The sequence below is a fragment of the Flavobacterium sp. C3NV genome, assembly GCF_046825355.2.
Taxonomy (GTDB): Bacteria; Bacteroidota; Bacteroidia; order Flavobacteriales; family Flavobacteriaceae; genus Flavobacterium.
Window position 1 is genome coordinate 323,054 of sequence record NZ_JBKQBJ020000004.1, and the last position, 19,246, is coordinate 342,299.

Genomic DNA, 19,246 nt, shown 5'->3' on the forward strand with positions numbered 1-19,246 from the left:
TAATTTAATACTCTAATATGTAAAATTAAAAACTACTGTTTCATGATTTTAATCATAAAATAAAATTAAGTGCCATAATATCTTTACGACATAAATCAGGCTTCAAAAAACAAAATAATTCACGTATTCTAAAGTATAAGATTTAAGGATACTGATAAAAAGAACCGTATGGATAAGTTATTCCTAATTGCTGAAATAAACCGACTCAAACAAGAAAAAAATGCGATTATCCTCGCTCATTATTATCAGGATAAAGACATACAAGATATCGCCGATTTTGTAGGTGATAGTCTTGAGTTATCAAAAAAAGCAGCTTCTGCCAATGCAGATATTATTGTTTTTGCAGGAGTATATTTTATGGCTGAAACAGCAAAAATTATAAATCCCGATAAAAAAGTGCTTTTGCCTGATAGCAATGCAGGATGTTCGCTTGCTGATGGATGTGATCCTCATAATTTCAGAAAATTAAAAGAACTTCACCCTAATCATGTCGTAGTCACTTATATTAATTCTTCGGCCGAGATAAAAGCTTTAAGTGACTGGGTTTGTACTTCATCAAATGCAAAAAAAATTATAGAAGCCATTCCTAAAGAGCATGAAATCATTTTTGCTCCTGATAGAAATCTGGGAATGTACCTAAAAAAGGAAATCAACCGTGAATTATTACTTTGGGATGGATCGTGTATTGTTCACGAAGCTTTTTCATTAGAAAAGCTAATCGAAATTTACAATGCCAATCCAACGGCTAAAATTGTAGCACATCCTGAATCAGAGAGGCATATTCTCGAGACGGCACATTATATTGGATCAACATCCGGAATGCTCAACTTTATCAAGAACGATACGGCTTCTGTTTTTATCGTAGCAACCGAAGCGGGAATCCTGCATCAGCTATCAAAAGACGCTCCGCTAAAAACGATTATTCCGGCGCCCTCACACGAAGATAATACCTGTGCCTGCAGCGAATGTGCTTATATGAAAATAAACACTTTAGAAAAGCTCTATTTATGCTTAAAAAATGAGAGCCCTGAAATTACTATTAATGAAGAATTACGATTAGAGGCCATAAAACCTATCAACAGAATGCTCAATTTGTCATAAATATCTAAATCAATCCAACATGAAAAAAACAGATATACTTATAATTGGTTCCGGAATAGCAGGTTTGTTTTTTGCGATAAAAATCGCAAAAAAGAGACCGGATTTATCTATTGCAATTATGACCAAAGACAAGGTCAAAAACTCTAATACCCAACTGGCTCAAGGTGGTATTGCTGTGGTTACGGATTGTATAGAGGATAGTTTTGAGCAGCATATTGCCGATACATTACAATCGGGTGGAGGTTTATGTGATGAAGAAATTGTAAAAATGGTAATACATCAGGCCCCTGAACGACTAAAAGAACTGATTGATATTGGGGTTACTTTTGATAAAAATAAATCCGGAATATGGAATTTGGGCCTCGAAGGAGGACATTCGCAGCATCGCATTTTGCATCATAAAGACATATCCGGAGCTGAAATAGAGAAAAATCTCATTGAAACTATAAAACAATTGTCTAACATTACAGTACTCGAAGATCATTTGGTTATTGATGTTGATACTAAAAAAAGTGATGGAAAAATGCGTTGTAAAGGTGCTTTTTATTGTGACAAAATCAATAAGAAAGTTAAATACATACGCACTAAAACGGTTGTTTTGAGTACAGGAGGATGTGGTCAGATTTTTAAGAATACGACCAATCCGGAGATTGCAACCGGTGACGGAATTGCAATTGCTTCGCGTGCCGGAGCAGTAATAAAAGATATGCAATACATACAGTTTCATCCAACGGCATTGTATGAAGAGGATAAAAATCCATTTTTTTTAATCTCAGAAGCCGTAAGAGGTTTCGGGGCTCATATTGTTAATGAAGATCAAAAGCGTTTTATTTTTAAAGATGATATCCGTGGGGAATTGGCAACAAGAGATATTGTCTCACAAGCCATCAGTAAAGAAATAGAAACGTCCGGAAAGCAGTATGTATATTTAGATTGCAGACATCTTGATTTTGCTGAATTCTATCGTCATTTTCCTTCTATTACAGATTATTGCAAAACTATAGGATTGCATCCTGAAAGAGATTTAATTCCTATTGTTCCCGTTGCTCACTACCAATGTGGCGGTATTAGTGTCAATAAAAAATCGCAAACCAATATAAAGAATTTATATGCTATAGGAGAATGTTCCAGAACGGGTTTGCATGGAAAAAACAGACTGGCGTCTAACTCATTATTAGAAGCTTTAGTTTTTGCTCACCAGGCTTCAGATCATATCGGCAGGACTATTGACGATTTATCTTTCTCATCAAAAAAAAGCCTGTTGAAGTTCGATGAGCCTTTGATGGATAGAGATTCCAATTATTTTGTAGAATTAAAAAAAGAACTTCAAACCATGATGACTTTTTTCTTTGCCAACAAAGATTCTGATTTTGCGCCAATATTAAATCGAATAGAATCGATGAAAATGGCAACGGTAGGATTGTTATTCAAAAAACAAAAAATAACAACTCAATTGATAGAATTTACTAATATGCTCACAGTTGCTAAAATTATTGTCGAACAGAATAAGACCGAGGCTTTAAAAAACGTGACAAGTTATTAAATCTCATTTTCTGTAATCGTTTTAAATAAATCAATTAGTTTATAAAAAAAGTATTGTTTCTAATAACCAAAAAAGCATGACGTTTAAGTCATGCTCATTTGGTTATTATAGTTTGGTTTATTGAATTATCGTATTTCGTCGAACGTATTGCCTTGTTTGATATCGCCGGTTTTAAAACCTTTTTTGAACCAGTACATTCTTTGTTCTGATGAACCATGGGTAAATGAATCCGGAACAACATGTCCCTGCATTTTACTCTGAATAGCATCGTCACCAACTGCATTAGCAGCACTTAATGCCTCTTCGATGTCTCCCGCTTCAAGATATTGTTCGTTGTCGTGAGCCCAAACTCCGGCATAAAAATCAGCTTGTAATTCCAGAGCTACAGAAAGTTTATTAGCTTCGGCTTCACTTTTTCCTTCTTGTTCCTGACGCATTTTTGCAGACGTTCCTAATAAAGTCTGAATATGATGTCCTATTTCATGAGCAATAACATAAGCAATGGCAAAATCACCACCTTTGGCTCCAAATTTGGTTTTTAATTCTTCGAAAAAAGCCAAATCCATATAGACTTTGCGATCGCCAGGGCAATAAAAAGGTCCTGATGCAGATGATGCACCACCGCAAGCTGTATTTACAGAGCCTCTAAAAAGGACTAATTTAGGTTTTTCGTAGGTCATGCCATGTTGTGCAAAAATTTTCGTCCAGGTGTCTTCATTATAGCCCAGCATAACTCTGACAAAATTCCCCATTTCCTCATCTTCTTTGCTTAATGGCGCTGCTGCTTCAGTTTGCGTTTGCTGACCGCCTTGCATTTGCTCTAATACATTTCCTATAGTCTGGCCATTTTCGCCGCCAAAAACATTCAGTAACAAAATAATAATACCAATAACACCACCTCCAACGGCTACTTTTCCGCCAGAAAGGCCTCTTCTGTCTTCTACATTATCACTTTGTCTTCCGCCTAACCACTTCATATTATATTGTATTTTAGTTTATTGAGTTTTATGTTGTACGAATTTATATATTTTTTAGGAATTATTGTTAAAATGAAACAAATTAGTTTGAACTATTTTAACCATTTTGATAAGGCTTCTTCTACAGTACCTTTAATAATGGGTTTCGAAATATAATCGTCCATTCCTGCCGATAAGCATTTATTTCTTTCGTCTTTTTCCGCGCCCGCCGTTACGGCAATTATAGGAATATCTTTTCCGGTAATTGTATTTCTGATTGCTTTTGTGGTTTCATAGCCGTTCATAACCGGCATCTGAATGTCCATAAAAATAAGATCAGGATTAATGCTCTCAAATTGATTTACAGCTTCGTGGCCATTTTCGCATTCATAAATATAAGCGGTACCATACAGATTTTTAATAATAGTTTTTAGTAGCAACATATTTACTTTGTTGTCTTCTACAATCAAAAAAGTAATGTTTTTATGGTTTTGGCCAGCATTAGCGCTTAATTCAAGATTAATTTTTTTAAGTTCGGCGTTGTATTTTTCATTGATGCTTTGGTTGCTGGTTTTTAAATTTAAATCAAAATAAAAATTACTTCCAATATCAATCTTGCTTTCCAATTGCAATCGGCTATCCATTAAAGCCAGAAGCTGATTGGATATTGTTAAGCCCAAACCGGTTCCTCCAAATTTGCGCGTTGTAGAACTGTCTTCTTGTGAAAAAGCTTTAAAAATTTTCTTCTGATTTTTCTCCAGAATCCCAATTCCGGTATCGATAACAGAGAATCGAATAACGCAATTGCCGCTTTTGTTTTTTTCCAGAACAGACACATTGAGTTTAATCGATCCTTCATTGGTAAATTTCACGGCATTCGACAGTAAATTGATCAAAATTTGTTTGATTCTCACAATATCGGTCCAAATGTATTTGGGAACATCAGGATCTACATTCAATTCCAGATTAAGATTTTTTTGGTTCGATTCGTAAACAATTAAATCAAAAACCTGCCCCAGTACTTTTTTAATATCATACAAATCAATAAAAAGTTCGAGCTTTCCGGCTTCAATTTTTGAGAAATCAAGAATATCATTTATAATCTCCAACAATGAATGCGCCGACTGATTGATGGTGGTCATGTATTTTTCCTGAATTTCTTCTAATTCAGTTTTCATTAGTAAATGCGTAAAACCAATAATACCGTTCAAAGGCGTTCTGATTTCATGTGACATATTGGCCAAAAAGTCTGATTTGGATTTGTTTGCCGCTTCGGCCAGTTGCTTGGCTTTTATCGCATCTTCAGTTTCTTTTTTGTTGGTGATGTCAAAATAAATTCCACCAACAAATTCAATTTCATCTCCTTTTTTAATAACATCACCAAATTCTTCTACCCAGATATATTCGCCAGTCTTTCGACGAATTCTGTATGTATTGTGCAAAGGCATGCCGTTTTGTAAGTTATCAACCTGATTATTGATTACTTCGTCCTTGTCATCAGGGTGTATCAGTGAAAGAAAAGATAAATTATTTTCAATAAATTCTGATTTCGAATAACCGGTTAAATTCGCAATTTCATCATTCAGGAAAATTTTGGTCGAAAAGGCATCAAATTTTGATAAATAAACGGTACCGGGAATATTGTTGGCGATTAGTTTAAATTTTTCTTCACTTTCGAGGATTTTGGTTTCATTTCGATTTCTTTCTAATGCCGATGAAATATTGTTGGCAAGAACCTGAAAGATATAGATTTCTTCTTCAGACCATTTTTTTTCATTGGTACAATCATCAAAGCCAATAAAACCGGTAAAAAGATCATTAATAAACAAAGGCAAAATCAAGATAGATTTGATTTCGTTATCAATTAATAATTGTTTAAAAAAAGTATCACCAAGTTTACGAGTAAGCTTGTTTAAGATCTTTCTGTTATTTGCCGCTTCGTAAACTTCCTGTAAATTATCTTCTGTAAGTTGTTGTAATTCGGTAATTTGATGTTCAATTCCTTTTCTTGACCATTTGTATTTTTGCGAGACGCAATTTGTATTAAAATCTCTTTCGTAGTAATACATATGATCAACTTTGGCCGCTTTACCAATTATTTCATATGTTTCCTGAAACATTTCGTGCGTGGTTTTACTCAGCAAAAATTTCTCTGTGCATAAAGAAAGTGCCGATAACAGCTGACTTTTAAACTCTAATCTTCGCTCAGCTTCCAGACGCTTTTGCGACGAAATCGCCAGCGAAATAACATCCGAAATTGTTCTGGCATAATTGATATCTTCATTATCCCAGTCTCTTTTTTCCTGAGTACTTTCAAAACAAACCACGCCGCCCAATTGTCCGCTCAGAAAAATAGGAACATCAAGCATTGATTTGATATGATTTTTAGTAAAATAAAGTTTCTGAAATTCAGATGTTTCTAATTTATTAAAAACATCTGGGGCATTGATAATGGCTTTGTTTTTTAAAGTTTCAAAATAAATAGGATACGATTCCTTATCTAATATATTTTTGTCGCTTAAGTTTTGATTGTCAACGCTAAATAGATTTTTACAACTAATTAAATCTTTGTCATATTTCCAAAAACTTACCCTGTTTGTTTTGGTAACCGTGGCCGCTTCTTTAATGATATAATCAACAACGCTATCAAGAGTCTCATATTTACTAAAATCCGAGGTCGATAATTTTTTTGTAGAATAATTGTAAGCTTCAATTTTTTTAAGACGCTTCTTTTTTTCGTTTTCTATGTTTTTAATATCGGTAATATCTCTCGCTATTCCGGCATAACCAATGGTTTGGCCTAAATCATTTTTTCGAACTATAATCTTTTGGGAGATCCATAAAGTTTTTCCGTTTTTCTTTAAAATCGGAATTTCTATAGAAGGAAAATTGTTTTCATTGATATCCAGGTTTTCATAAAAATCAACCGCATTTCGTTGGTAGTTTTCATGAATAAAATTCGAATAATGCTGTGCTATAATCTCATTTTCAGAATAACCCAAAATCGAAAACCCAAAATCATTAACAAAAGTAAAATAACCTTCACTATCGATTTCAAATATAATATCTGTCGCGGTCTGAATCAGGTTTTTATATTGATCCTGAACATTTATTTGCTCGGTAACATCCTGTCCGATACTGATAATTAAGTCCTCAGAGAATTTTTTGTCTTTCCACTGGATATACTTGTATTCCCCATTTTTACTTTTTAATTTTCGAATATAAAGTTTGTTTTCCTCGTTGTTTAAATTTTTTATCTCTTCGATAAAGTCCGTTTCTTTGGTGAGTTTCCAAAATTTCAAACCCATAACTTCATCTGGCTGATATCCTAAAATTGACATTATGGTTTCGCTGCAAAATAATACCTCGTTTTTTTTATTGGTGGCAATTGTCAATGAGTTTCCCTTATGTACAATTTCGTTTGTAAACCTGAAATTATCTGTATTATTCAATAAAACGGCATATTTAACCTGATTGATAATAAAAATTAAGATCGAAAAATTGATTAATATAATTGATGATTTTAAAGAAATCAAATGAAAAATAACAGTTACGATTAGAAAAGTAAAAACTAAACCAACAAAAAACCAGTATACTTTTATGGGTTTTAAGATCGTATAAGAAAAGAAAAATGAGATTAAAAAGACAATAATTGGAATAACATCTTTTGAGAGGAAAATAATGTTGTGCCCAATGTAAGCGATGTAAATAAAGAAAAAGAAGATGAACAGAGACTGAACCCTATCTCTTAGAAATTTAATTTTGTTGGTTACGAAGTAAATAATCAGCACCGAAAATCCGATGGAAACATTGACGATCAATAAACTTTTAGGTCTTATTTTAAAAAGTTCGTTGATGATTTCGATAACGATAATCGCAATTCCAAAAAATAAAATATAGAGTTGATATTCTCTGTTGGTTGTTTCAGCTTCTAATTTTTTTTCTATGAAATAGCCAATGCTTGTCTTTATCTTAAAGAATTGATAAATAAGAACTCCGAGAAGGCCAAACAGTGCCAGTCCTAAAAGAATAATTTTAGGATTGTTGTAAAAAATAATGTCGGAAGTAAAAACATACCAGTTTGCAATGATTGATTTTAGGGCATTACCAAGTGAGGCAATTCCTGAAATCAACGAATTGAAAAAACTATAGTTCTCTACCATAGAATTTGAGGTATGTTTGGTTTAGTAAATAGTTTTTTGAAAATTCTAAAGAGAGTAGGTTAGGCTCTTTTTTTACGTAGAATTTTCTATTTTATTCTAAATCCGATTGCCCAATTGAATCAATTGGATCTTCTTTATCATTTTTGAAAATTGCATAATATATAGCGTATGTCATTGAATAACTAAGCGGTACAGTAAATAGAATTCCGATAAAAAGAGCCATAAAGCCAATAATCAGAGCAACAACAATGGTGATCATTAATCCTAAAAGTACGATGGGCTGTTTTGCAATCAGAATAAAACTCGATGTGATGGCATCAATAGCTTTTAAGTCTCCAAATACAATAAGCGGAATCATTAAAAATGTAAAATACGAAGTCATCAACGAAACCACAAGTCCAGCCAGATTTAGATTTTGCATTTCGAAAAATGTAGATACAGACACACTGAACAATGAAATAATGGCAGTGGCTAAAAATATTTGTAAAAACTTTTTTGATTTATAATAAGTAAAAATCGTCGAGACATTAAATTCCTGATCTCGGTCTGCACAATACGCCATTTTTAGGAATCCTGCACCAAAAGGACTTAAAATCGCCGAAAACAAGACTGTTCCCGCAATATAATAAAACAGTTGAAGGCTTGATAATTGTGTAGGTTTAATCGAAAAGAAAGCGGGATTATTTAATTTTTCTACACCAAATATTACGGCTAAAAGAATAGAACCAATAATACCAAAAAGTATAGAAAAAACTAATAATATTAACCCTGCGTAAAGTGCTATTTTTTTATAGTTTTCAAAAGCATTGTTAAAGACAGTTGAAAAATCTAAGGTATAACCATGATTCTTAATGTCTTTGATTTGATCAAGTGTGGATTTCATTTTGTGTAAAAGTAGAATTGTTTTATATTCCGGTATTTAAGATAAATAATGTGACGTAAATATAATATTTTTAATCAAATTCATATGAAAATCTCAAAAACATTACGAAATTGTTTTTGCTATTAAATCCAGTCTAATATTCTTTTTATTGAAGCTAATTTATCTTTGTAAGGTGCATATCTCATGGGTAAATCGAGCCAGTTTGCTTTTTTTACGACAGCTTTATGGTGAGAAAAAATATCGAAGCTCAATTGACCATGATAAGCGCCCATACCACTATGGCCAACTCCGCCAAAAGGCAGTCTTTTGTTAGAAAAATGAGCCACAGTATCATTGATACAGCCACCTCCAAACGAATAGGTTTTAATTAATTTTTTGGCAAATGATTTATTTTCACTAAAAACATAAAATGAAAGAGGTTTCTCATAGCGGCTAATCACGTTTTCGATGTCAGCTTCTGTTTCATAAATAAGAATAGGTAAAATAGGACCAAAAATTTCTTCTTTCATAACAGGACTATCCAATGCCGGTTCTTCGATTAAAGTTGGTGAAATGTAAAGTTCGTTAGCATTTGTTTCTCCTCCAAAAATCACTTTCTCAGGTTCGATCATACTGGCTAATCGCAGCCAGTTTTTGGTATTGATAATACGGGCGAAATCCGGAGATTTGTCCATTTTTTTTCCATATGCTTTTATGATTTCCTCAATCAAAAAAGAAATGAAATTAACCTTCATGTTTTTTTGAATCAAAATATAATCCGGAGCAATGCAAGTCTGGCCTGCATTAATAAATTTACCCCAGACAATACGTTTCGCGGCCAGTTTCAAATTCGCCGTTTCATCAATAATACAAGGGTTTTTCCCGCCAAGTTCAAGCGTAATTGGCGTTAGATTTTCGGCTGCGGCTTTTGCTACAACTTTCCCAACAGCAACGCTTCCTGTAAAGAAAATATAATCCCAGCGTTTTGCCAGTAGTTGATTGGAAACTTCTACACCGCCTTCAAAAACTTCAACATGATTGACGTGGAATGTTTTTTCGATGATTTTAGCGATTATTGCTGAGGTGTTGGGTGTAAGTTCAGATGGTTTTAAAACTACTCTGTTTCCGGCTGCAACTGCGGCAATCAAAGGGCATAAAGCCAATTGAAATGGATAATTCCACGGTGCAATGACTAAAACATCTCCGTAAGGTTCTTTATAAATATAATCTGTAGAAGGAAAGTTAAGAAGAGAAGGAAAAACACGTTTTCGTTTTGCCCATTTATGAATGTTTTTGATAGTGTCTTTTAAGTCCGAAATAACATAGTTGGTTTCGGTTAAAACAGCTTCAAATTCTGGCTTTTTAAAATCATCGTATAAAGCTTTTGCAATTAAGTCTTCGCTTTTCTGAATGTTATACAACAGTTTTTTTAGCGTTTCTTTTCTGTATCCGATGTCGTTTTTATAGTCCATTTTTATGATTTCACTTGATTTTTGACTATGCAAGTTAATCGATAAAAATTAAAAAATTAACAATTGTATCATAAAATCAAAGGGCGTTCCAAATAGTTTCATCCGGAGTTGGCGCTGTGATTGTTATATTTTCTTTAGAAACAGGATGAACGAAAACCAATTTTCTGGCATGAAGATGAATTCCGCCATCAGGATTACTTCGGTCAAAACCATATTTTAAATCGCCTTTAATGGGTGATCCAATAGCAGCTAATTGTGCCCTAATTTGGTGATGGCGACCTGTATGTAAATTGATTTCAAGTGCCACGTAATTCTGAAGTTCTTTAAAAACAGTATAATCTAAACTGGCCAGTTTGCTATCCGGAACTTCTTTTAAATGTGCTTTTGAAGTATTGTTTTTTTCGTTTCTTTTAAGATAATGAACCAATTTGGCACTTGTTTCCTGAGGTTTATTCTTCACAACTGCCCAATACGTTTTTTGAGTTTCACGATTGCTGAACATTTCGTTCATTCGTGTTAATGCTTTACTTGTTCTGGCAAAAACCACAATTCCGGTCGTAGGACGATCTAAACGATGAATTACGCCCAAAAATACATCACCAGGTTTATTGTATTTGTCTTTAATGTATTCTTTTACAACATCAGATAAAGGTTTATCACCTGTTTTATCGCCTTGCACAATATCGCCCACGCGTTTATTAACCACAATAATATGGTTGTCTTCGTGTAGAATTTGGAGATTGTTTTTGTTAGAAAGAATTTTCATTTTAGACTTTGGGTAATTTTAGATATTAGATTTCGGATATTAGATTTTAGATTAAAAGAATTTGGCTAAAGCCTTTTGGTAAATTTAAAATTTTCCTCCAGCTAAAGCTGGAGGCTATTTAATTTAAAAAAAACTTAGTCCCGAACTACAATGTTATTAAGTTAAGCTTTTTTAAACACAATCCCTTTGCGATCTTAAAGCAAAGCGTAGTTCATAAAACTTTGCGAACTTTGCGTAATCCTTTGCGGACTTTGCGGTAAAATTTTCTTTGCCGAGTTACTTTCGTGGGCTTCGACTCCGCTCAGCCTGACAAGATTGTGTTTAAAATTCTTAATTTAAAGAAAAACTTAGAACCTTATTTCCTTAGCATCTCAGAACCTTAAAAAAAAAATTAATATTGTTCCCCAGAATTAGGAAAATCACTCGACTTAACATCAGCGGCATATTGACCAATTGCTTTTGTCATTTCTTCGTATAAATTTAAATAGCGACGTAAGAAACGAGGGCTGAATTCATTGTTCATTCCTAACATATCGTGAATCACCAAAACTTGTCCGTCAACGCCACCTCCGGCACCGATACCAATAACCGGAATCGAAATACTTTCGGCTACTTTTTTAGCTAAATCCGCTGGGATTTTTTCTAAAACAACAGCAAAACAACCTACTTTTTCAAGCAATTTGGCATCTTCGATTAGTTTTTCGGCTTCCTGATCTTCTTTGGCGCGAACGCTGTAAGTTCCGAATTTGTAGATCGATTGAGGTGTTAAACCCAAATGTCCCATAACAGGAATTCCTGCGTTTAATATTTTTTTGATAGATTCTTTAATTTCTTTTCCTCCTTCAAGTTTCACAGCGTGACCGCCACTTTCTTTCATGATTCGAATAGCAGAACGCAAAGCTTCTTTTGGATCAGACTGGTAACTTCCAAAAGGTAAATCTACCACAACCAAAGCTCTCTCTACAGCGCGAACTACAGATGAAGCGTGATATATCATTTGATCTAAAGTAATTGGCAATGTCGTTTCGTGACCCGCCATAACATTTGATGCTGAATCGCCCACTAAAATCACATCGACTCCTGCGGTGTCAACAATTTTAGCCATTGTAAAATCGTAAGCCGTAAGCATAGAGATTTTTTCTCCGTTGCTTTTCATTTCGATCAATGACTTTGTTGTGATTCTTTTATAATCTTTTTTTGCTACTGACATTTTATTTTTTTTTGAAGATGTAAAAGTATTGAATAATTATAGATTGAAATCAGCAATAGTAGATTATTTCGATGGCAAATAATTTTCCATCTTTAAATTCTATTTCAAAATGGCTGTCTTCTAATGGTATAGAGTATGAATGTGGGTTTTTTATTGATGCCCCAATATAAGTACCGTATTTTTCGATAAAGTTTTTTTCGGTTAATGAGCTGTCTAATGCGGTATTGACATTGAAAACAAGTTTGTTGGTTTGATTGATGAAAATCTTTATAACCTCTGCTTTGTTTTCTTTTTCATCTACAGAAGCTTCTAAATCCGGATAATAATAAAAAAGTTCGCTAATATAGAGACCACATTCATCGCTTATTGTGGCTTTTCTTACCGGATTGCCCAATGCATTTATTAACTCTTTTTGAGTAAAAAATAATGATTTGGTTTTTAAGCCTTTTACCACAAATTCTGATTTTTTGGTAAAGGCCGTAATTTCTTCCTGTTTTTTATGCTTTACTAATCCTTTGGCTATAGCCATATTCAACTCGGTATCATCAATAAGTTTAGGATCATTTAATTGCTTTACGACCTCATAATATCTTTGATAAGCGGGAATTAGTTTAGCATTGTCGCTATTCCAGGCGAGTTGCACTAGTCGTTCGCCTACAGTTTTACGTTCTGTAACATTATTTACATCGAGTTTGTCGAAATCTTTTAATAAGGTATTAAAATCAGGTCTTTTGCCAACAAACTTTCTTAGCGTAAACCTGGCATATTCGTCGCTAAACTGACCACTAATATTTACCCATTCGTCTTCATTTTTTGGAAGATAATTAATGGCTACAGGATCACCAACAAATAAAATTTCTCTAATTTTTGAGTTTTTATCGGGTTGTGCACGCGCCTTTAAACCTGCAACCAAAACAAAAAGGTGATTGCCGCCATAATAATTGTCTCCGCCTTCTAAAATAGGATTTTCGTTGTCTCTTACTTTGACATCTTTGGCATTTAATCGTGTTGCGACATATTGCTCCGGAATATAACCTTCAGATAAATTATCGGCTTTTACTTTATACCAGCCGTTTTTGCTTTCGGATAATAATTGTACTTCGGCACCATATTTAAAATAACCCAAAAACTCAGCAGCAGTATTTGCAGCAGTATACAAACGCGTATCCGAATTAAGGAAATAACGTTCCTGAGCATGCAATAAAACAGAGGATAAGATTGCTATAAGAAAGTAATATTTTTTCATGGAATAAATTTGGAAGAGTTTTTTTGCCACAGATTAAAGGATTTAAAAAGATTTTTTTAATATACTTAATTCATACTTATTTAATCTGTGTAAATCCTTTAATCTGTGGCAAATAATTATTTTAGCAATCCGCCATATTTACAGCAATTGCCAATCCGCCTTCAGAGGTTTCTTTGTATTTAGAATTCATGTCTTTTGCCGTTTGCCACATGGTATTGATTACTTTATCAAGTGGTACTTTTGCATTTTTAGAGTCGGTTTCAAGGGCTAATTCGGCAGCATTTATTGCTTTTATGGCACCCATTGTATTTCTTTCGATACACGGAATCTGAACCAAACCGCCAATTGGGTCGCAGGTTAAACCAAGGTGATGTTCCATAGCGATTTCGGCAGCCATTAAAACCTGAGCAGGAGTTCCGCCCATTAATTCGCAAAGAGCTGCTGCAGCCATCGATGACGAAACACCAATTTCGGCCTGGCAACCGCCCATTGCAGCCGAGATTGTAGAACCTTTCTTGAAGATACTTCCAATTTCTCCGGCAACCATCAAAAATTGTTTGATTTCTTTTTCGCCTGCATCATGATTTTCAATAACCAGATAATACATTAAAACCGCCGGAATTACACCAGCGCTTCCGTTTGTGGGAGCTGTAACCACGCGGCCTAAAGAAGCGTTTACTTCATTCACGGCAAGTGCAAAACAACTTACCCATTTTAGGATTTGACGAAATTTTACTTCGGTTTTTCTGATTTCTTCCAGCCACGTTTGCGGATTGGAATAATTTGATAAACCTATTAAGTTTTGGTGCATATCAAAAGCTCTTCTGCGAACGTTTAATCCGCCCGGGAGAATTCCTCCGGTATGACAGCCAATGTACATACATTCTAACATCGTGTTCCAGATACGCATCAATTCTGAGTGAATTTCTGCTTCCGGACGCATCGATTTTTCGTTTTCATAAACAATTTCCGAAATGGATTTGTTCTCTGAAACCGTATAATTTAAAAGTTCAACCGCATTTTGAATCGGGAAAGGGAAAGCACATTTTATGACCTCTTTGATTTTGGCATTTGTGCGTTCTTCTTTTACGACAAAACCTCCACCTATAGAATAAAAAGTAGATTCGTATTCAGAATCATCCGCTTTATAAGCCGTAAATTTTAGTCCGTTAGCATGAAAAGGAAGAAATTCTTTATTGAACACAATATCCTGAAGAAAATGAAACGGAATTTTATATTCATTAGCCAGAATAATCTCGTTGTTGTCTTCGATCGTTTTAATGATTCCGGCAATATTATCAACGGGGATATATTCGGGATCTTGCCCGCTTAAACCCAACATTACAGATAAATCTGTAGCGTGACCTTTTCCTGTTAAAGAAAGCGATCCGTATAAATCGACTTTTACACGTTTAATCTGGTCTAAAATTGATTCGTCTTTTAACTCTTCTAAAAAACGTTCAGCGGCTCTCCAAGGCCCTAAAGTATGTGAACTTGAGGGGCCAACGCCAATTTTAAGCATATCAAAAACAGAGATACATTCTTCCATTGTGCAATATTTATTAAGACAAAGATAATTGAATAATGCAATGAACATTTATTTTCGTTTGTTAATGTTGCAGTTTTGTTAAAAAAAATATTAAATATTAATAATTTGGCAACGAAACAAAAATTATTACTTAATATGCGGTTTTCGTGAAAAGTTCGTATTTTTTTTAGGTATTTTTGTAATGAAACAATCACTAAAGAATCCGGTTTTATAATTCTAAAAATAAATCGGTAAACCATAACTTCTGGCGATTTCATTTTAATTTGGATACACCTTTCGCGAAAAATTAAAATACCACAAAGAAGATAAAATTACATTATGATAGAATTTTTCAAGCATTTTTTACAAGAATTCGAATTACCACTTAGCAACCCAGTATTGATTTTCTCGTTAATACTCTTCATTATTCTCTTGTCACCCATTTTATTAAAAAAAATAAATATCCCCGGAATCATAGGACTTATTATTTCAGGAGTAATCATAGGACCACACGGACTTAATATTTTAGCTAAAAACTCAGCCGTAGATTTATTTTCGACAATAGGACTTTTGTACATCATGTTTATTGCCGGTCTTGAACTCGATATGAATGAGTTTAAAGCCAACAGAAATAAGAGTTTATTGTTCGGTTTTTTTACGTTTATCTTCCCTTTAACCATAGGTTTTCCGGTTTGTTATTATTTACTGCAATACGATTTTAATGCCAGTTTCCTTACCGCAAGTATGTTTGCCACGCACACGCTGGTAGCTTACCCAATTGTGAGTAAACTTGGTATTGCAAAAAATCAGGCGGTTGCCATAACGGTAGGTGGAACGATATTAACAGATACTGCCGTTTTGATTATTCTGGCCGTTATTATGGGGAGCAGCCAGGGCAATCTGAATCAGGCTTTCTGGATAAAACTGACGGTTTCACTGGCGATTTTCTCCGCGATTATGTTTTTGGTTATACCAAAAATTGCCAAGTGGTTCTTTAAAAAATTAGAAAGCGAAAAACACGCGCATTATATTTTTGTACTTTCTGTAGTTTTCTTTGCAGCATTTTTGGCCGAAGTAGCAGGAGTAGAGCCTATTATTGGTGCGTTCGTTGCCGGTTTGGCTTTGAATCCCTTAATTCCGCATTCGTCTGCACTGATGAACCGAATTGAATTTATTGGGAATTCATTGTTTATTCCGTTTTTCCTGATTTCGGTGGGAATGTTAGTCGATATCAGCGTAATCCTTAGCGGACCAACGGCATTAATTGTTGCCGGAACGTTGAGTGTTGTGGCAATTTTCGGGAAATGGACGGCAGCATTTTTTACCCAGATAGTTTTTAAATATACCAGAACCGAAAGACAACTTATTTTCGGGTTAAGCAGTGCACATGCCGCTGCAACGTTGGCGGTTATTTTAGTGGGTTTTAAAGCGAAGATTCTGGATGAAAATATCTTAAACGGAACTATTATTTTAATATTAATTACCTGTATTGTAGCTTCGTTTGCGACTGAAAAAGCCGCCAAGAAAATCGCGATTTGCGAGGAAGAAGTTTCTCATGAAGATGCGCATAGCGATCAGATTCTGGACGAACATATTATGATTCCGCTGGCCAAAACTTCGGCGACAGCCACTTTATTAGATTTTGCGCTTTTAATAAAAGATAAAAAATCGGCTAATCCGGTAACCTTATTAACGATTGTTCCTAATAATGATCAGGCCGAAAAAAATATATTAAAGTATCGAAAAGCAGTTGATAAATTCGTCATTCAGGCATCGGCTTCAGAAGTAAAAATAAATACCATTGCCAGAATTGACCATAATCCTGCAAGCGGAATTGCCAGAACTTCAAAAGAAATCATGTCGGATATTGTGATCGTGGGATGGCCCAGAAAAACAGGTTTTCTGGATAAAATTTTTGGAGAAAACGTAGATTCGATTATTAATAATGTAGATAAAAGTTTATTCATCTGCAGATTTCAAAAGACTTTTATAGAAGAAAAAAGACTGGTGTTTATTTGTCCGCCTTTCTCAGAAAGAGGAGTTGGGTTTCATTTATTATTACAGAAAATCTGCCGATTATCGCAGGAATTAAGTATTCCGATTATAATTTATGCCGAATATAAAACACATCAAACGATTCAGCAAATTGCAGCTAATTTAAAACTGAATGCTAAGCTGGGCTTTAAGAGTATTATGGATTGGGATGATTTTGAATCGATTTCTGATGAAATAAAACCAAACGATTTGATCGTTTTTAATCTTTCTCGAAAAGGTTCTGTTTCGTACCAGTCAATTTTTGATAAACTACCTCAGAAATTCGAAAAATCATTCGATGACAACAATCTTATTTTAGTGTATTCGCAAGACGATCGCAAAGGAACTTCTATGGATGCCTACGAAGATTTTACTGCTACGCCATTAACAAAAGGACTTGAAGCGATTGAACAAATTGGCCGTGGTTTGGGAAGTATTTTTAATAAAGGATAAAAAATGTTTTTCGAGTAAGATTTTTATTATTTTTGATTTTGTCTTAAAAATTAAAAATGAACGAAATAGTACATTATTATAATGATCTGGCCAGTACTTACGATCAGGATAGATTTGATAATTCGTATGGAAATTTTATCGACTCACAAGAACGAAAAATTCTCGATAAGTTATTGACTGATAAAAAGGGACAAATTCTGGACCTGGCTTGCGGGACGGGAAGATTATTAAATTATGCTTCGATTGGTGTCGATGCAAGTGCTGAAATGATTGCAGTTGCTAAACGAAAGTTTCCTGAAAAAACGTTTCTGCAAAATGAAGGTGATGCGATTCTTTTAGCTGATAATTCTATTGATACCATTATCAGTTTTCATTTTTTGATGCATCTGGATCTAAATAAAATTGATCGGGTTTTGAAAGAATCCAATCGGGTTTTAAAAAAGAACGGTCGAATTATCTTTGATATTCCGTCGCGAAAAAGACGAAATTTATTGGGGTATAAAAAAACAAGCTGGCACGGAGCAAGTAGTTTAAGCATTGCTGATGTAAAAGCAAATCCAGATTTTATCATTAAAAGAACTTCCGGATTATTGTTTTTTCCAATTCATAGATTTCCTGATTTTTGCCGTAAATTTCTATTGCCGTTAGATTCGTTTTTGGCCAATTCATTCCTGAAAGAATACAGTTCTTATTTAATTATAGAGTTACAGAAGAAATGAATATGTTGAAACCACTCAAGATTAGCCTTAAGTTATTGCTTAGATTTAAAAAGGATTTATGGACCAAAGATTTGTTCCGGTTTTCTAAAAAATGCCAAAACGATTTTGCCTTTCGTTATGCAATAACATTAACACAGGAAATAAAACCCAGTCAGACTTTTGATAATAAGTTGCATAATATTCTGCTGGCTTCAAAAAGGATTAACAAATATGTTCTTGAACCAAACCAAATTTTTTCTTTTTTTAAAGTGGTAGGAAATCCAAATCAGGATTTTAAGAAAAGCAGAACTTTGGTAAACGGTCAATTAGTAGAAGAGAATGGAGGCGGCATGTGTCAGGTATCGGGAATTATATACCAGATTAGTTTAATTGCCGGTTTAGAAATTTTAGAAAGACACAATCATTCTGTTGATATTTATACCAATGAAACAAGATTTGCACCCTTAGGTTGTGATGCAACGATTGTATATGGTTATAAAGATTTAAGAATCAAAAATAATTTGCCATTTCCGGTTCAGTTTAAAATTGAAATAAAAGAGAGTTTTATTCATATCAATTTATTGAGCGAAAAAGCCATAAAAGAGAAAGAATTGCTTTTTGAATCTCAATTGGACAAAGAATTTATTACTGTAAATGTTCTGAATAATGACCGACAATTACTCAATCAATCGAAATACAAAAGAATGAAAGCAGAATTTTAGTATTTTGATGGGTATAAAAAATAATAAAATTGAATGGTTTGCTTAAATTTGATAGCATATAAAGATCAATTTTAAAAACTAAATACCATGAACCACAAAGCCCTGTCTATCCGACCATTTATTGGAGCCAAAGATTTTGAAGTTTCCAGAAGTTTTTATCGTGATTTAGGTTTTGAAGAAGGGATTTTAGATCCAAAGTTTTCTGTTTTTAAAACTGGAGATTTAGCCTTTTATCTTCAGGATTATTATGATAAAAACTGGATCGAAAATACCATGATTTTCCTTGAAGTCGAAGATGTCGATGATTATTACAATCAGTTATTGGCCTTAAACTTAACCAAAAAATATGGTGTAAAACTAACGCCAACCCGACATTTAGATTGGGGAAGTGAATGTTTTTTGCACGATCCTTCCGGTGTTTTATGGCATTTTGGAAAGTTTAATAAATAAGTTTTTTGCCACGAAGACACGAAGGCACAAAGTTTTTTTTGA

The 19,246-nt window shown here is 33.9% G+C and carries 14 protein-coding genes; 6 read left to right on the forward strand and 8 right to left on the reverse strand.

Going from position 1 to position 19,246, the window contains the following annotated elements:
• The first annotated feature begins 168 nt into the window (after positions 1-168).
• Together nadA and nadB are read left to right on the forward strand one after the other, a co-directional pair.
• A complete protein-coding gene (gene nadA, locus ACIDC4_RS08185) occupies positions 169-1,101 on the forward strand; it encodes a quinolinate synthase NadA (RefSeq protein ID WP_412042482.1) in 933 nt (310 codons plus the stop codon).
• 19 nt (positions 1,102-1,120) lie between these two features.
• Positions 1,121-2,644: an L-aspartate oxidase gene (gene nadB, locus ACIDC4_RS08190; RefSeq protein ID WP_412042481.1), complete on the forward strand. Its 1,524-nt coding sequence runs from the start codon at positions 1,121-1,123 to the stop codon at positions 2,642-2,644.
• 125 nt (positions 2,645-2,769) lie between these two features.
• On the opposite strand, the gene ypfJ is transcribed toward nadB, so the two are convergent.
• The 8 genes from ypfJ to ACIDC4_RS08230 form a co-directional block, all read right to left on the reverse strand.
• Complete coding sequence (gene ypfJ / locus ACIDC4_RS08195) at positions 2,770-3,621, reverse strand: KPN_02809 family neutral zinc metallopeptidase (RefSeq protein ID WP_412042480.1); 852 nt, start codon at positions 3,619-3,621, stop codon at positions 2,770-2,772.
• Between the two features lie 92 nt (positions 3,622-3,713).
• A complete protein-coding gene (locus ACIDC4_RS08200; RefSeq protein ID WP_412042479.1) occupies positions 3,714-7,763 on the reverse strand; it encodes a PAS domain S-box protein in 4,050 nt (1,349 codons plus the stop codon).
• A 91-nt stretch (positions 7,764-7,854) separates the two neighbouring features.
• Positions 7,855-8,646: a DUF2189 domain-containing protein gene (locus ACIDC4_RS08205; RefSeq protein WP_412042478.1), complete on the reverse strand. Its 792-nt coding sequence runs from the start codon at positions 8,644-8,646 to the stop codon at positions 7,855-7,857.
• Between the two features lie 122 nt (positions 8,647-8,768).
• The gene (locus ACIDC4_RS08210) at positions 8,769-10,097 is read right to left on the reverse strand and encodes an aldehyde dehydrogenase (protein ID WP_412042477.1); all 1,329 of its coding nucleotides are present in this window, start codon (positions 10,095-10,097) and stop codon (positions 8,769-8,771) included.
• A gap of 76 nt (positions 10,098-10,173) precedes the next feature.
• On the reverse strand, positions 10,174-10,863 hold the full coding sequence (locus tag ACIDC4_RS08215; protein WP_412042476.1) for an RluA family pseudouridine synthase: 690 nt from the start codon (positions 10,861-10,863) through the stop codon (positions 10,174-10,176).
• Positions 10,864-11,254: 391 nt separating this feature from the next.
• Positions 11,255-12,073 carry a 3-methyl-2-oxobutanoate hydroxymethyltransferase gene (panB, locus tag ACIDC4_RS08220; protein WP_065450501.1) on the reverse strand — a complete coding sequence of 273 codons (819 nt, stop codon included), beginning with the start codon at positions 12,071-12,073 and terminating at the stop codon, positions 11,255-11,257.
• A gap of 49 nt (positions 12,074-12,122) precedes the next feature.
• The gene (locus tag ACIDC4_RS08225; RefSeq protein WP_412042475.1) at positions 12,123-13,319 is read right to left on the reverse strand and encodes an SH3 domain-containing protein; all 1,197 of its coding nucleotides are present in this window, start codon (positions 13,317-13,319) and stop codon (positions 12,123-12,125) included.
• Between the two features lie 121 nt (positions 13,320-13,440).
• Complete coding sequence (locus ACIDC4_RS08230) at positions 13,441-14,868, reverse strand: L-serine ammonia-lyase (RefSeq protein ID WP_412042474.1); 1,428 nt, start codon at positions 14,866-14,868, stop codon at positions 13,441-13,443.
• 318 nt (positions 14,869-15,186) lie between these two features.
• Between ACIDC4_RS08230 and ACIDC4_RS08235 the strand changes: the two genes are divergently transcribed.
• The 4 genes from ACIDC4_RS08235 (at position 15,187) to ACIDC4_RS08250 (ending at position 19,204) form a co-directional block, all read left to right on the forward strand.
• Positions 15,187-17,334 (forward strand): cation:proton antiporter, encoded by a 2,148-nt coding sequence (locus tag ACIDC4_RS08235; RefSeq protein WP_412042473.1) that lies wholly within the window; start codon positions 15,187-15,189, stop codon positions 17,332-17,334.
• Between the two features lie 56 nt (positions 17,335-17,390).
• Positions 17,391-18,053 carry a class I SAM-dependent methyltransferase gene (locus tag ACIDC4_RS08240; RefSeq protein WP_412042472.1) on the forward strand — a complete coding sequence of 221 codons (663 nt, stop codon included), beginning with the start codon at positions 17,391-17,393 and terminating at the stop codon, positions 18,051-18,053.
• A 2-nt stretch (positions 18,054-18,055) separates the two neighbouring features.
• Positions 18,056-18,754, forward strand: a complete 699-nt coding sequence (locus tag ACIDC4_RS08245; RefSeq protein WP_412042471.1) for a VanW family protein — start codon at positions 18,056-18,058, stop codon at positions 18,752-18,754.
• Positions 18,755-18,841: 87 nt separating this feature from the next.
• Entirely contained in the window at positions 18,842-19,204 is a 363-nt protein-coding gene (locus ACIDC4_RS08250) for a VOC family protein (protein ID WP_412042470.1), read from the forward strand.
• The last annotated feature ends 42 nt before the right edge of the window (positions 19,205-19,246 follow it).

Coding starts and splice junctions, on each gene's coding strand:
- ACIDC4_RS08210 (WP_412042477.1), bottom strand. CDS start 10,097: ATGGACTATAAAAACGACATCGGATACAGAAAAGAAACGCTAAAAAAA.
- ACIDC4_RS08200 (WP_412042479.1), bottom strand. CDS start 7,763: ATGGTAGAGAACTATAGTTTTTTCAATTCGTTGATTTCAGGAATTGCC.
- ACIDC4_RS08230 (WP_412042474.1), bottom strand. CDS start 14,868: ATGGAAGAATGTATCTCTGTTTTTGATATGCTTAAAATTGGCGTTGGC.
- ACIDC4_RS08205 (WP_412042478.1), bottom strand. CDS start 8,646: ATGAAATCCACACTTGATCAAATCAAAGACATTAAGAATCATGGTTAT.
- ACIDC4_RS08245 (WP_412042471.1), top strand. CDS start 18,056: ATGTTGAAACCACTCAAGATTAGCCTTAAGTTATTGCTTAGATTTAAA.
- ACIDC4_RS08225 (WP_412042475.1), bottom strand. CDS start 13,319: ATGAAAAAATATTACTTTCTTATAGCAATCTTATCCTCTGTTTTATTG.
- nadA (WP_412042482.1), top strand. CDS start 169: ATGGATAAGTTATTCCTAATTGCTGAAATAAACCGACTCAAACAAGAA.
- ACIDC4_RS08250 (WP_412042470.1), top strand. CDS start 18,842: ATGAACCACAAAGCCCTGTCTATCCGACCATTTATTGGAGCCAAAGAT.
- panB (WP_065450501.1), bottom strand. CDS start 12,073: ATGTCAGTAGCAAAAAAAGATTATAAAAGAATCACAACAAAGTCATTG.
- ACIDC4_RS08235 (WP_412042473.1), top strand. CDS start 15,187: ATGATAGAATTTTTCAAGCATTTTTTACAAGAATTCGAATTACCACTT.
- ACIDC4_RS08215 (WP_412042476.1), bottom strand. CDS start 10,863: ATGAAAATTCTTTCTAACAAAAACAATCTCCAAATTCTACACGAAGAC.
- ypfJ (WP_412042480.1), bottom strand. CDS start 3,621: ATGAAGTGGTTAGGCGGAAGACAAAGTGATAATGTAGAAGACAGAAGA.
- nadB (WP_412042481.1), top strand. CDS start 1,121: ATGAAAAAAACAGATATACTTATAATTGGTTCCGGAATAGCAGGTTTG.
- ACIDC4_RS08240 (WP_412042472.1), top strand. CDS start 17,391: ATGAACGAAATAGTACATTATTATAATGATCTGGCCAGTACTTACGAT.